At 72.6% G+C, this 13,452-nt stretch carries 13 protein-coding genes and 1 pseudogene; 9 read left to right on the forward strand and 5 right to left on the reverse strand.

Annotated elements, in window-relative coordinates; all coding sequences use genetic code 11:
* Positions 1 to 46: 46 nt before the first annotated feature.
* On the reverse strand, positions 47 to 997 hold the full coding sequence (locus EDC02_RS30350; RefSeq protein ID WP_233606521.1) for an SDR family NAD(P)-dependent oxidoreductase: 951 nt from the start codon (positions 995 to 997) through the stop codon (positions 47 to 49).
* A gap of 112 nt (positions 998 to 1,109) precedes the next feature.
* On the opposite strand from EDC02_RS30350, the gene EDC02_RS30355 reads away from it, so the two are divergent.
* On the forward strand, positions 1,110 to 1,589 hold the full coding sequence (locus EDC02_RS30355; protein ID WP_123605716.1) for a DUF4190 domain-containing protein: 480 nt from the start codon (positions 1,110 to 1,112) through the stop codon (positions 1,587 to 1,589).
* A 32-nt stretch (positions 1,590 to 1,621) separates the two neighbouring features.
* On the forward strand, positions 1,622 to 2,101 hold the full coding sequence (locus EDC02_RS30360; protein WP_123605717.1) for a DUF4190 domain-containing protein: 480 nt from the start codon (positions 1,622 to 1,624) through the stop codon (positions 2,099 to 2,101).
* A 95-nt stretch (positions 2,102 to 2,196) separates the two neighbouring features.
* On the opposite strand, the gene EDC02_RS30365 is transcribed toward EDC02_RS30360, so the two are convergent.
* Positions 2,197 to 3,153 carry a DMT family transporter gene (locus EDC02_RS30365; RefSeq protein WP_233606522.1) on the reverse strand — a complete coding sequence of 319 codons (957 nt, stop codon included), beginning with the start codon at positions 3,151 to 3,153 and terminating at the stop codon, positions 2,197 to 2,199.
* 124 nt (positions 3,154 to 3,277) lie between these two features.
* Between EDC02_RS30365 and EDC02_RS30370 the strand changes: the two genes are divergently transcribed.
* On the forward strand, positions 3,278 to 3,793 hold the full coding sequence (locus tag EDC02_RS30370; RefSeq protein WP_123607241.1) for a hypothetical protein: 516 nt from the start codon (positions 3,278 to 3,280) through the stop codon (positions 3,791 to 3,793).
* A 64-nt stretch (positions 3,794 to 3,857) separates the two neighbouring features.
* On the opposite strand, the gene EDC02_RS30375 is transcribed toward EDC02_RS30370, so the two are convergent.
* Positions 3,858 to 4,754 carry a PhzF family phenazine biosynthesis protein gene (locus EDC02_RS30375; RefSeq protein WP_123605718.1) on the reverse strand — a complete coding sequence of 299 codons (897 nt, stop codon included), beginning with the start codon at positions 4,752 to 4,754 and terminating at the stop codon, positions 3,858 to 3,860.
* A gap of 32 nt (positions 4,755 to 4,786) precedes the next feature.
* Here EDC02_RS30375 and EDC02_RS30380 point away from each other — a divergent pair, with 32 nt between their 5' ends.
* The 3 genes from EDC02_RS30380 to EDC02_RS30390 are packed head-to-tail and all read left to right on the forward strand — an operon-like array spanning position 4,787 to position 7,810.
* A complete protein-coding gene (locus EDC02_RS30380; RefSeq protein ID WP_123607242.1) occupies positions 4,787 to 6,052 on the forward strand; it encodes a magnesium transporter MgtE N-terminal domain-containing protein in 1,266 nt (421 codons plus the stop codon).
* Positions 6,045 to 6,623, forward strand: a complete 579-nt coding sequence (locus EDC02_RS30385; protein ID WP_123605719.1) for a DUF1003 domain-containing protein — start codon at positions 6,045 to 6,047, stop codon at positions 6,621 to 6,623. Before EDC02_RS30380 ends, EDC02_RS30385 begins: the two co-directional genes overlap by 8 nt.
* A gap of 38 nt (positions 6,624 to 6,661) precedes the next feature.
* Positions 6,662 to 7,810 (forward strand): Mrp/NBP35 family ATP-binding protein, encoded by a 1,149-nt coding sequence (locus EDC02_RS30390; protein ID WP_123607243.1) that lies wholly within the window; start codon positions 6,662 to 6,664, stop codon positions 7,808 to 7,810.
* Positions 7,811 to 7,943: 133 nt separating this feature from the next.
* Here the strand turns inward: EDC02_RS30390 and EDC02_RS30395 are convergent.
* A pseudogene (locus tag EDC02_RS30395) lies at positions 7,944 to 8,324 on the reverse strand (preprotein translocase subunit TatB); the annotation flags it as partial.
* Positions 8,325 to 8,401: 77 nt separating this feature from the next.
* A complete protein-coding gene (locus EDC02_RS30400) occupies positions 8,402 to 9,829 on the reverse strand; it encodes a S1C family serine protease (protein WP_370461618.1) in 1,428 nt (475 codons plus the stop codon).
* A gap of 355 nt (positions 9,830 to 10,184) precedes the next feature.
* On the opposite strand from EDC02_RS30400, the gene EDC02_RS30405 reads away from it, so the two are divergent.
* From EDC02_RS30405 to EDC02_RS30415, 3 genes are all read left to right on the forward strand, one after another.
* Positions 10,185 to 11,648 (forward strand): NF041680 family putative transposase, encoded by a 1,464-nt coding sequence (locus EDC02_RS30405; protein ID WP_305036219.1) that lies wholly within the window; start codon positions 10,185 to 10,187, stop codon positions 11,646 to 11,648.
* A gap of 148 nt (positions 11,649 to 11,796) precedes the next feature.
* Positions 11,797 to 12,674, forward strand: a protein-coding gene (locus tag EDC02_RS30410; RefSeq protein WP_370461505.1) for an IS5 family transposase whose coding sequence is annotated in 2 segments (ribosomal slippage) — positions 11,797 to 12,186 and positions 12,189 to 12,674 — 876 coding nt in all. Because the reading frame shifts where the segments join, the coding sequence is not laid out codon by codon here.
* Between the two features lie 148 nt (positions 12,675 to 12,822).
* The gene (locus tag EDC02_RS30415) at positions 12,823 to 13,395 is read left to right on the forward strand and encodes an O-methyltransferase (RefSeq protein WP_123605720.1); all 573 of its coding nucleotides are present in this window, start codon (positions 12,823 to 12,825) and stop codon (positions 13,393 to 13,395) included.
* The last annotated feature ends 57 nt before the right edge of the window (positions 13,396 to 13,452 follow it).

Genomic DNA, 13,452 nt, shown 5'->3' on the forward strand with positions numbered 1-13,452 from the left:
CGGCATGCGGCCGGGCCGGACGGAGCGCAGCGGGCAGCGCGCCGAGTCAGCGGTACTCGGCCTCCCGGACACTGTTGCCACCGTCGACGACGAGCATCTGGCCGGTGATGTAGGAGGCGGCCGGCGAGCAGAAGAAGGCGATGGCGGCGGCCACCTCGTCCGGGGTGCCGGGACGGCCGATCGGCGTACCCATGCCCTGCTTGAGCTCGGTGACCGTCGACGCGGCCGTGTAGATCGTGCCCGGTGCGACCGCGTTGACGGTGACGCCGTCGGCGACCATCTCCATCGCCAGCGCCCGGGTGAGCCCGACGACGCCGGCCTTCGCGGCCGCGTACCCCGCCTCGGTAGGCAGGGCGTTGACCGGCCCGGCGGTGGCTGCCAGGTTGACGATCCGGCCCCAGCCACGCTCCGACATCCCACCGATGAAGGCCCGGCTGCACAGGAACGCGGTGGTGAGGTTGCGGTCGATTTCCGCCCGCCACTCCTCGAAGGTGAGCTGGGCCACCGGCCGCAACACCTCCGGGCTGGCCCGACTGGCCAGTCCTGCGTTGTTGACCAGCACCTCCACGTCGCCCAACTGTTCGGCCACCGCGTCCGCCAACGCGCCGACCTCGGCCTCGTCGGTCAGGTCCGCGACGAACCCGGTCGCGCCGAGCTCCGCCGCCCGCTCGTGGATCCGCCGGGTGGTGGAGACGATCGCCACCCGGGCACCGAGCTCGCCGAGCCGCCGGGCCGTGGCATAGCCGATCCCGTCCGAGCTGCCGGCACCGGTCACCAGTGCGACCCGGCCGTCCAGACGCAACGTACCGAGCTCAGGTGCCGGCCCGGCCGCACCGTCCGGATCCGTCCGGTCCGGATCGGTACCGTCCCGGTCCGGACCCGACGGGACGGCGGCTGAGCTCTGGTCCGGTCCGGGGCGCAGGGTGGCGACCGGGGACGGGTGTGGGCCGGCGTCCAGTCCAGCGCGGCCGACCACGGCTCGTACGTCAGAAACCATGGGCTGATCCTGCCCGCTGGCGCCGTCGCGGGCAACGACGCTGCCCGTGAGCGGTTCGCCAGTACCGACTACTCTGATCGGGCGAACCCGCCCCGCAGAGAGACCATCGCCGATGAGCCAACCCCAGCAGCCGGGCAACTGGAGCGATCCGTCCTGGCCGAGCCACCAGTCGCCGGCCGGCTACCCGGCGACCGGCCAGCAGCCAACCGGGTACGGCGTGCCCGGTCAGCCGCCGGCCGGCTACCCGGCGCCCGGCTACCCGCCGGCCGGGTACGCCGCGCCGGGCTACCTGTATCCGCCGCCCGCCCCGATGCCGATGAACGGCCGGGCGATCGCCGCGCTGGTCCTCGGCGTCCTCGGCGTCCTCGGGCTGTGCGGCTATCTGGTGCCCGGGTTGATCGGCATCATCGGCGCACTGCTCGGGCACTCAGCCCGGCGTCAGATCCGCACCGCGGCCGAGCAGGGGCGTCCGGAGCAGGGCGACGGGATGGCACTGGCCGGGATGATCACCGGCTGGATCGCCTTCAGCCTCGGGATGGCCGGGGCGGTTGTCTTCACGGTCGCGATCGCGGCCAACATCAGTCAGGGCTAGCAGCAGCCAGGCCGCCACAGAAGGAGATCCGGGTGAAGGAGCCAGACGCCGGCGGCCAGATCCGCCCGCCATCACCGCAGTCCCCGCAGACCGGCGCCGGGCCGGCACCAGCCGACGGGCAACCGCCGCGCGGCGAGCTACCGCCACCGGGCCAGTACCCGCCGCCGGGCCAGTACCCGCCGCCGGGCTATCCGGCCGGCGAGTATCCATACGGCGGGTACCCGTACGGCTACGCCGCGCCGCAGCCAATGAACAGCATGGCACTCGCGTCGTTCATCGTGTCGCTGGTCAGCCTGTTCAGCTGCCCGCTGCTCGGTGGGATCTCGGTCTACCTCGGGCGCCGGGCTCGCGACGAGATTCGCCGGACCGGCCAGCAGGGCGACGGGCTCGCCCAGGCCGGCGTGATCATCGGCTGGTGCGGGGTCGGCTTCGGGGTGCTGATAGCACTGTTCATGGTGGTCTACTTCGGATTCATTCTCGCCATGCTCAACAACACCACGGCCGGCTTCTGAGCTTGGCGGCCGCGCCGTCGGGCAGCGGTCCGGCCAGATGGCGGTCCGGCCGGGCAGCGGTCCGGCCGGGAGGGCGGTGCGCGGGCGAGGTCCGGTCAGGCCGGCGGCCCCGCCTCCGGCGGCAGCGGCGGCGACGTGCGGCTGCGGGTCCCGCCGAGCACGACCACCGCGACACCGACCAGCAACAACCCGAGCCCGGGCAACGCGGCGGTACGGGGCACCTGGCCCAGCCACAGCCAGGCGATCAGCGCGGCGCCGGGCACCTCCAGCAGGATGAGCACGCTGACCGTGGTCGCGGGAATCTTGTGCAGGGCGTAGCTGAACATCGAATGACCGAGCAGCTGGGCACCGACCACCAGGCCGAGCACCGCCAACCAGGCCGAGCCGGGAAACCCGGTCAGTTGGATCCCGCCGGCCAGGCAGACGACGAGCAGCACGCCCGCGCAGACGCCGTAGCAGATCGTGGTGTACGTGGTGGTGCTGATCGTCTGCCGGGCCTGCTCGCCGAGCGCGGTGTAGCAGGCGGCGAAGACCGCCCCGGCCAGAGCCAGCAGGTCACCGAGGACAGCCTGCGCGTCGAACCCGACGTCGGCCCCGGTGGCGAGCACCGCGCCGAGCACCGCGAGACCGATCCCACCCCAGGTGACCAGCGGCAGTCGCCGGCCCTGAGCCAGCGCGATCAGGCCCTGCCAGACCGGCTGGGTGGCGACCAGCGCCGTGGCGGTCGCCACCGAGGTGAGCTGTGCGCTCGGCATCCAGGTACCGAAGTGCGCGGCGAGTGCGACACCGGCCAACGCGCTCCAGCCGGCCTGGCTGCGGCCGCCCGGTCGGGCCAGCAGCCGCAGCTCGGGCCGGCGCCGGGCCAGTACGAAGGGCGCGACCGCACCGGTGGCCAGCACATTGCGCCAGAAGGCCACAGCGAGGGCGGGCGCGGCGGCGAAGGCGATCAGCGGCGCCGAGGTGGACACGGCAAGTACGGCGATCGCGGTGGCACCGGTGGCGAGCAGCTCACCCCGGCCGCCCGGACCGGAGGGGTGGGCACCGGGGGACACGGGATCTGATCCTCACAGACCACCGACCGGGTCCGTGCACCGGGACCGCGTCGACCGGCCACGGCGTCACCTGCTGGCCGGCTCCGGCGCGACACCGCGCCGGGACTACGGCAGGATGGTCGACATGACCGACCCGACAGAAACCGGCGGGCCCGTCCCACTGGTGGATGAAGCCGGCAAGAAGGCTGCGGTCGCGTGGGTCTCGGTCGACGGCGCCCCCGCCCGGGCCCTGTGGTGCGTGCCGGCCGATGGCTCGCTGCACGTGGTGACCGGGACCGGCGAGCAGTCCGCCGCCGGTCTGGCGGCCGGCGTACCGGCGACGGTGACGCTGCGGGGCGATCACGGCGGCCGGATCGTGTCCTGGCCCGCCGAGGTAACCCTGATCGAGCCGGCCGACCCCGACTGGGAGTCGGTCGCGGCCCAGGTGGCCGCCAAGCGGCTGAACGCCCCGGGCAGCCCGGCCGACCTGGTGCGACGGTGGGCCGACGAGTGCCAGCTGTACCGCCTGACCCCGGCCGGGCCGCCGGTGGCGGCCGGCGCGTCACTGCCGGACGGATCGCTCGCCGCGCCGCCCCGCCCCAGCACGGTCACCCGGCCGACCCGTCGTCCGTTCCGCCTGCACCGGGTCCGCCGACGCTGAACCACGCCAGGGCCCACGCCGTGCCGCGGTCTGGACAACCGGGCGACCCACGCCGGATCGAAGGTCAGCCGACGAACGGCGGTACGGCGATCTGCCCGCTGGCGATCGGCACCACCTGGCCGGCGACGGTGGCGCTCCGCGCCCGTCCACCCAGCGCGGTCACCGTACAGTCCAACGTCGATGGACGGCCCAGCTCGACCCCCTGCCGGACGAGATACCGTGACTGGCCGTTGGCCGGCAGCAGACCGCTGCCCACCGCCCAGACGCCGAGGCCGAGGGCGGCGGACCCGGTAGCCGGGTCCTCGGTCACCCCGGCTCCCGGGCAGAAGACCCGGCAGTGCGCCGTCGGCCGCTCCGGCTCCCCCGCCGGGGAGCCGGCCACCGCCCAGGTCAGCACGCTGACCATCCCGACGCCGGCCCGGGCGGCGGCCGCCGGGTCACAGGTCGCTCGGGCGAGCGCTTCGGGACGTACGCACAGGTAGTCGAACTCCAGACCACAGCCGGCCCGGCGGGGTGCCGGACCGGTGTGGTCGGCCGCGGTCAGACCGACCGCGGCCAGCAGCGGGGCCGGGTCCACCGGCGCCCCGAGAGTCGGCTCGCCGCCGCGCAGTGTGGCGTACCCGTGCTCGGTCAGCTCGACCGGCAGCAACCCGGCACCGCACTGCTGGGTCACCGTCCCGGCACTCACCAGGCCTCGCCGGCCGGCGGTGACCGCCGCACCGATGCTCGGATGCCCGGCGAACGGAAGTTCCTTCTCCGGTGTGAAGATCCTCACCCGGTAGCTGGCGTCCCGGGTGCCGGGCGGTAGGACGAACACCGTCTCGGACAGGTTGAACTCCCGCGCGATCGCCTGCATCTGGTCGACGGCCAGCGCATCGGCACCGAACACCACGGCGAGCGGGTTCCCGGTGAACGGCCGGTCGGTGAAGACGTCGACGATCTCGTACCGGAGGCTGGACATGAAACAAACCCTACGGCCCGTACGCTGTGGCCGTGACTACGGCGACCAGGGTGTACGTCGCCCGGCTTGCCGGGCTCGCCGTCTTCGACCCCAACGGCGACCAGGTCGGGCGGGTCCGGGACGCGGTGGTACGGCTGCGGACCACCAACCGGCCACCTCAGGTGGTCGGACTGGTGGCGGAGATGCCGATGCGTCGGCGGATCTTCCTGCCGATGGGCCGGGTTACCGCGATCGACCCGGAGTCGGTGCTGCTCAACACCGGCACCCTCAACCTGCGGCGGTTCGAGAAACGGCCGAACGAGTTGCTGGTGCTGGAGGACCTGCTGGACCGGCGGGTCCGGTTCGACCCTGAGGATCAGCCCGGTTCGGTGGTGGACGTCGCGATGGAGGCGAACCGGGTCGGCGAGTGGTCGCTGACCCGGGTCGCGGTCCGGGAGATCACCGGGCGGTTGACCCGACGCGGTCACCTGCACCAGCTCGACTGGCACCGGGTGCGCGGGCTGATCGGGCTACCGGACACCCAGGGCACGGCCGGGCTGCTCTCCGTACTCGATCAGATGCGCGCGGCGGACCTGGCGAACGCCCTGCAGGATCTCCCGGACAGCCGCCGGCACGAGATCGCCGCCGCGCTCGACGACGAACGCCTCGCCGACGTGCTGGAGGAGTTGCCCGAGCACGACCAGGTGGCGATCCTGACCGCGCTGGACCGGGAACGCGCCGCCGACGTACTGGAGGAGATGGATCCGGACGACGCGGCCGACCTGTTGGCCGAGTTGCCGCCGCCGGAGCAGGACGTGCTGCTGGATCTGATGGAGCCGGACGAAGCGGACTCGGTACGCCAGTTGCTGCAGTACCAGGCGGGGACCGCCGGTAGCGTGATGACCTCCGAGCCGGTGATCCTGACGCCGGACGCCACCGTCGCCGAGGCGTTGGCCCGGATCCGGGAGCCGCAGCTACCGCCGGCGATCGCCGCCCAGGTCTTCGTCGCGCGGGCGCCGATGGCCACCCCGACCGGTAAGTACCTGGGTGTGGTGCACTTCCAGCGGCTGCTGCGGGAGCCGCCGGCGGAACTGCTCGGCGGGGTGGTGGACAGCGGCATCGACCCGTTGCAGCCGGAGACGCCGCTGCTGGAGATCACCCGACGGATGGCGACCTACGACCTGGTGGCGATGCCGGTGGTCGACGCGACGAACCGGCTGGTCGGCGCGGTGACCGTGGACGACGTGCTGGACCATTCGCTGCCGGCGGACTGGCGGGACCGGGACACCCCGCTCGACGACGGGAGCGCAGATGGCTGAGCACCGCCGGACCGTACGTCTGGACCAGCCGCGCGATCCTGGCCGGCTGTCGCTGCCCCGCTACGACCCGGAGGCGTTCGGGCAGTGGGCCGAGGCGATCGCCCGGTTCATGGGCACCGCCCGGTTCCTGGTCTACATGACGGTCTTCGTCGTCGGCTGGATCGCCTGGAACACCCTCGCCCCGGCGGACCTGCGCTTCGACCCGTACACCTTCACGTTCCTGACCCTGATGTTGTCGGTCCAGGCCTCGTACGCGGCGCCGCTGATCCTGCTGGCGCAGAACCGGCAGGCCGACCGGGACCGGGTCTCGCTGGAGGAGGACCGGCGGCGCGCGGCGATGCAGAAGGCCGACACCGAGTACCTGGCCCGGGAGATCGCCTCGCTGCGGGTGGCGGTGGGCGAGGTGGCGACCCGTGACTTCCTGCGGTCGGAGCTGAGCCGGCTGGCCGAGGAGCTCGACGAGCAGGCGTACCGCCGGCACCGGCTGGACCGCCGCCCGGTGGAGGGGCCACAGCCGCCGGACAGCCGACCGGACCTGCCGCCGGACGGGACCGCGGCCGCCGGACAGTGACCGACGGCGACCTGCACACCCGACGTAGCATGGCGAGCATGTCCGCACCGACCAGCACCGTCAACGACGCCATCAACGCCGCCCTGGCCACGGTCAACGACCCGGAGATCCGCCGCCCCATCACCGAGCTCGGCATGGTGCGCTCCGCGACGATCGACGCCGCCGGCCGGGTACGGGTCGAGCTGCTGCTGACGGTCGCCGGCTGCCCGTTGAAGGACAAACTTCGCACCGACATCACCGAGGCGGTGACCCGGGTGCCCGGGGTCACCGGGGTGGACGTCGACTTCGGTGTGATGAGCCCGGAGCAGCGCAAGTCGCTGCAGGAGCAGCTGCGCGGCGGTTCCGCCGGCGCCGAACCGGTCATCCCGTTCGCCCAGCCCGGGTCCCGCACCCGGGTCTACGCGGTGGCCAGCGGCAAGGGCGGGGTCGGCAAGTCCAGCGTGACGGTGAACCTGGCGGCCGCGCTCGCGACGCGCGGGCTGTCGGTCGGGGTGATCGACGCCGACATCTACGGACATTCGGTGCCCCGGATGCTCGGCGCGGAGGGAAGGCCGACCCGGGTCGAGGAGATGATCATGCCGCCGCAGTCGCACGGCGTGAAGGTCATCTCGATCGGCATGTTCACCGCCGGCAACGCGGCGGTGGTCTGGCGTGGGCCGATGCTGCACCGGGCGCTGCAGCAGTTCCTCGCCGACGTCTACTGGGGTGACCTGGACGTACTGCTGCTGGACCTGCCGCCGGGCACCGGGGACGTGGCGATCTCCCTGGCCCAGCTGCTGCCCAACGCCGAGATCCTGGTGGTGACCACGCCGCAGGCGGCCGCCGCCGAGGTGGCCGAACGGGCCGGTGCCATCGCGCTGCAGACCCACCAGCGGCTGGTCGGCGTGGTGGAGAACATGTCCTGGCTGGAGCTGCCCACCGGGGAACGGATGGAGATCTTCGGCAGCGGCGGCGGCGGCACTGTCGCCGAGTCGCTGACCCGCACCGTCGGCGCCCAGGTGCCGCTCCTCGGCCAGATTCCGCTGGACACCCGGGTACGGGAGACCGGTGACCGCGGCACCCCGATCGTGCTGGCCGATCCGCAGGCCCCGGCGGCCCGGGCGCTCGATGCGGTCGCCGACCGGCTCGCGGTCCGTCGCGAGTCGCTGCTGGGCAAACCCCTGGGCCTGCGGCCGTCCGCCGGCTGACCGTCAGAGGGCGTCAGGTGGCGTCGGCGTCCAACGTCCTGGCCGGGACGGCGGCTGGATTGGTCCCGGCGGCCGGGCTGGTCCCGGCGGCCAGGCCGGTATCGGCGGCCGGGCTGGTCGTGGCAGCCGACCTGCTGGCACCACCGGTCACCGTCGTCGGCTTCGCGGCGGACTTCAGATCGGCCGCTTCGGCGACCTCACGCAGCTCGTCGCGGACCCCGCTGACGTCGGAACGCAGGTCGTCGTAGACGCCCTGCAACGGCTTGCGCAGCGCGGCCTCGTCCTCCTCGCTGAGCAGGTGCTTGCGGATGAACGCCTTGGGGTGCAGGTCCTCGAGCTGGATGTCGGTGCCCAGTTCACGGCCGAGGTCCGAGGTGGCGTTACGGGCCATGTTGCGCAGATTGCGCAGCATCCGCAGGCCGTCGGAGATGACCTGCGGCAACCGGTCACCGAAGATCAACAAAGCGAGCAGCAGGAGCAGACCGATCTCCCACCAGTTCAGGTTGTCGAACATGCTCCGGGCCTCCCTGTGCCGCCGTCGAAGGCAAGGGTACGCACGTCACCAGCCGGTCCGGGAGGGCCGACCGGGTGTTACTTGGCGTCGGCGGCCAAGGTCACCGAGGCCGACCGGGCCTCGCTGCCCCGGCGGTAGTCGACCGTCACGACCGACCCGGGGGCGTACTTGCGCACCAGCGCGATCAGGTCGGTCGCCTGGTCCAGGGGCCGACCGTCGATCCGCAGCACCACGTCGCCGGCCTGCAGGCCGGCGGCGTCCGCCGGCCCGCCGTCGACCACCTCACTGAGCCGGACACCGGCACCGGGGGTACGGGCGGCGTCGGTCACCTGAGCACCGAAGATCGTCCGCCGGGCCGTGCCAGTGTCGATGATCTCCTGGGTGATCCGCTTCGCGTGGTTGATCGGGATGGCGAAGGCGAGACCGATGTTGCCGGCCGTCTCCTCGTCGGCGGCCAGCGACTTGATCACCGAGTTGACACCGATCACCCGGCCGGCGGCGTCCACCAGCGGGCCGCCCGAGTTGCCCTGGTTCACCGCCGCGTCGGTCTGGATCGCCGCGTAGTAGCGCACCTGGCCGCCGGGCTCCCCAGCCTGGATGGTGCGGTCGAGGGCGCTGACGATCCCCGAGGTGACCGTGTTGGTCAGCGCGAGCGGCGAGCCGAAGGCGAGCACCGGATCGCCGACCGCGATCGCCTCGGAGTCGCCGAACTCGACCGGCGTCAGCCCGGTCCGGTCGACCTTGATCACCGCCACATCCGATTCCGGCTCCTGGCCGACGATCGAGGCCCGCGCGGTCGAGCCGTCGTTGAACAGCACCATCGCCTCCTCGGCCCCCACCCCGACCACGTGGTCGTTGGTGATCACGTAGCCGTCGGCGGTGGCGACGAAGCCGGAGCCGACGCTCTGCCCGCCCGGCCCGCTCACCTGCACGGTCACCACGCTCGGCAGGACCCGTTGGGCCACCCCGGCCAGCGAGTCGGCCGGCCGCTGCGCCGCCCCGGGCGGATCGGCCGGCGAGCCGCCGAGCACCGTCCCGGCACCGGCGACACCACCCCGGACCGCGAAGGCGAACCCGAGGGCACCGCCGAGGCTTCCGGCGAGCAGCGCGGCGATCACCGACACGACCACGTACGGCGTGAACCCACGGCGTACCGCCGGCTCCGGTTCGACGACCGGTTCCGGACCCTCGCCGGTGCCGGCAGCACCCGGCGGGACGTCGACCACCACCGCAGCCGGCGCGTACGGATCACGCCAGGGATCCCGCAACGCGTCCGACCACCACGGCGACGGCTGCGCCGACGGGCCGTACGACGGCGAACCGGCCGCCGGTCGGTGCACCGGTACCGATGCGCCGTACGACGGCGGGTAGGGCGGCGGACCGGCCACCGGCGGGTACGGCGGAGTCGGTGCGGGACCGTACGGCCCAGCCCACCCGCCGACCGGCGGCTGGTGCCCCGGCGGTGCGATCCCGTCGGCCTGGCGCCAGTTTCCGCCGTCGGTCACGGTTGCCTCCCAGTCCATCCCCCAGCGCGACGGCACCGGTCCGATCGGTGACATCGCTCCGCGTCCAGGATTGCACGGATAATCGAAGAACATTCAGTGGTCGCCGAACAGCGGTGTGCCCCGGTGCCCGCCCAGCCGGTCGACCAGCGGCGCTCTAGCTTGATTTTTAACCCGTCGGTGGCGGGCGCCGGTTGCTCCTGTGAGGATTCCGGCGTGTCGGGCTGACGTGGGAACGGCCACCGTTGATGATCTTCGGGTTCCCTGGCAAGGACGCGAGATCAAGGCGGTGGCCGTGGCCACGATTTTGGACCATCTGAGTGGGCTGGTGTTACCCGGCTCTGTCTCGACCGGGCCGGTGAGGGATCCGGCGGAGGTGTTGGCCGGGTTTCGGCGGGACTTCCACCAGGCCCTGTCACGGCGGTCGGATGCGTTGTTCGAGTTGACCGACGCGGTGTTGTGCGCGGATGGGCCGGTGCGGTCGTTGCCCGGGTTGTCGCTGGTAGCGGAGTACCGCCGTGGGCACGGCGCGTTGTACGACGCCTTGGCCGCCGGGCGGGTTGACGTGCAACGGCTGCGTACGGCGGTGGCGGCGGTGCCGCCGCCGCGGGCGGCTGACGGGCGGCTCGTCCTGGCCGTGGATGTGACGTGCTGGCTGCGGCCGGAGGCGCACACGTCGCCGGAGCGGATCCTGTGTCACACCTACGGCCGTGGCAGGGACCAGCACATCGGAGTTCCGGGCTGGCCGTATGCGTTCGTTGTGGCGTTGGAGACCGGCCGCACCTCGTGGACCGCACCGCTGGACGCGGTCCGCTTGGCTCCGGGTGCGGATCTGGCGGCGGTGACCGCCGCCCAGTTGCGGGACGTGGTCGGCCGGTTGATCGCCGCCGGCCATTGGCGGCCCGGCGATCCGCAGGTCTGGGTGGTGATGGACGCAGGCTACGACGCGGCCCGCCTGGCCTGGCTGCTGCGGGACCTGCCGGTGCGCGTCCTGGCCAGGCTGCGCTCGGACAGGGTCCTGCGCCGACCCGCGCCACCACCGCTGCCCGGCCGGCGGGGCCGGCTGCCCCGCCACGGCGCCGAGTTCATCTTCGGCGACCCCCGCAGTTGGGGTGCCCCGGATGTGACCACGGTGACCGATACCCGCCTCTACGGCACCGTCACCGCCCGAGCCTGGCACCGCTTGCATCCGAGACTGACCCGCCGCGCGGCCTGGACCGACTGCCCTGCACTGCCGATCCTGGAAGGCACCGTGATCCGTCTCGACGTCGGGCGGCTGCCGTCGGGCGCGACCGCGAAACCGGTATGGTTGTGGTGGTCCACCGGTATCGACCACGAGCCGGGCCACGATCCCAGCCCGGATCCGGCGATGATCGACCTGTTGTGGCAGGCGTTCCTACGCCGCTTCGACATCGAGCACACGTTCCGGCTGTTCAAGCAGACCCTCGGCTGGACAGTGCCGAAACTGCGCGACCCGCACGCCGCCGACCGGTGGACCTGGCTGATCATCGCCGCCTACACGCAGCTGAGGCTGGCCCGGCCACTGGCCGCCGACCTGCGTCACCCATGGGAACGACCAGCGCCACCCGAACGGCTCACCCCATCCCGGGTCCGCCGCGGATTTCGGCACCTACGTCCGACAAGCACCTGCCCCGCCAGCGCGCCGAAACCCACCCGGCCAGGCCCCGGACGACCACCCGGCACACCCAACCGTCACCCCACCCGCCGCTACGACGTCCACACCGTCACCAGCAGCCAAACCGGGAAGACGACCTCCAGAAAGAAAAAATCGGCCAATCCCAGACCACGCCGCACAGGTTAAAGATCAAGCTAGGGCGTGTATCAAAGTCGGCCGTGGGCGGGTGACGAACTTCCGGCGTGTCGCTGCCCGGTAAACAGCGAGGCCTCCGGTAGATGGCTTATCGACCAAGACGAACCATCAACACGGAGACCTCGTGACCAGCGTAGCGGTGACGAGGCGGCACGACCTGACGGACGCGCAGTGGGCAGTCCTGGAGCCTCTCCTGCCCACCGCACGCCGACCGGGCCGACCGCCCGCATCAACGAAACGGCAGCTCATCGACGCGATCCGGTGGCGCACACGGGCCGGCGCCCCGTGGCGGGACATCCCCGACCACTACGGCTCCTGGGCGGCGGCGTACGCCCTGTTCCGCCGGTGGCAGCGCGACGGGACCTGGGCCAGGATCCTGACCGCGTTGCAGGCCCTGGCCGACGCGGCGGGACGGATCGTCTGGGACGTGTCCGTGGACTCCACGATCAGCCGAGCGCACCAGCACGCCGCCGGAGCGCGTAAAAGGGGGATCTGCAGGCCGAACCACCCGGCGGTACCGGGTCGGAACCCGACGACCACGCGTTGGGGCGTTCCCGTGGCGGACGGACCACGAAACTGCACCTGGGCTGTGAACAGGGACAGAAACCGCTGTCGATCGTGCTGACCGGCGGGCAGCGTGGCGACAGCCCGCAGTTCACGACGGTCCTCGACGGTGTGCGGGTGCCCCGGGTCGGGGCCGGTCGGCCCCGGACCCGTCCGGACCGGGTGCTGGCGGACAAGGCGTACACGTCGAAGGCGAACCGTGCCTACCTGCGTCGACGGGGTGTCGCCGCGACGATCCCGTCGAAGGCCGACCAGGACGCCAACCGGCGGAAGAAGGGGTCGAAGGGCGGCAGGCCGCCGGCCTTCGACCCCGAGATCTACAAGCAGCGCCACGCGGTCGAGTGCGGGATCAACCGGCTCAAGCGCAACCGTGCCGTCGCGACCCGCTACGACAAGCTCGCGGTCCGGTACGAGGCGACCGTGCAGGTCGCGGCGATCAACGAGTGGCTGTGACCGACTTTGATACACGCCCTAGGCTCGTACCGGCAACCGCCGCCCGACCCCCCGCTGGAGGTGCGCCATCCACCCGGTCACCCGACCCCCTGCCTGGACGGCGCCCCAGGCCCTCCAGTTCGTCACCGGGTACGCCGCCGAGGACCTGGTGCTGCGTACCGCCCGTAGCCTGGCCGAGGAGGTCGGGCTGCGCCCGGTCTCGCCGGACGCCGGCGCGACGCTGCGGCTGCTCGCCGCCGCCGGCAACGCACGCGCCGTCGTCGAGATCGGCACCGGGACCGGGGTGAGTGGCGTCTGGCTGCTGCGCGGGATGCGCCCCGACGGGGTGCTGACCACGATCGACGTGGAGAACGAGCACCAGCGGATGGCCCGGCGGATCTTCATCGAGGCCGGCTACCCGACGTCGCGGACCCGGATCATCACCGGCCGGGCGCTCGATGTGCTCCCCCGGCTGGCCGACTCGGTGTACGACATGGTCTTCGTCGACGGTGACAGCGCCGAGTTCGGCGCGATCGTCGACGCGGCGCTGCGGCTGCTGCGCCCCGGCGGCATCCTGGCGGTGCACGGGGCGCTGGCCGGTGGCCGGATCGGCGACCCGGCGGCGCGCGACCCCGACACGGTCGCCATCCGCGAACTGGTCAAGTCGATCCGGGAAGCCGAGGAATGGGTGCCGGCGCTGCTGCCGGCCGGCGACGGGCTGCTGGCGGCGGTACGGCGCTGACCTGAGGAACGGTGCCGCGCTGAGGAACGGTGCCGCGCTGAGGAACGGCACCGCGCT

Source organism: Micromonospora sp. Llam0 (assembly GCF_003751085.1).
GTDB lineage: Bacteria > Actinomycetota > Actinomycetes > Mycobacteriales > Micromonosporaceae > Micromonospora_E.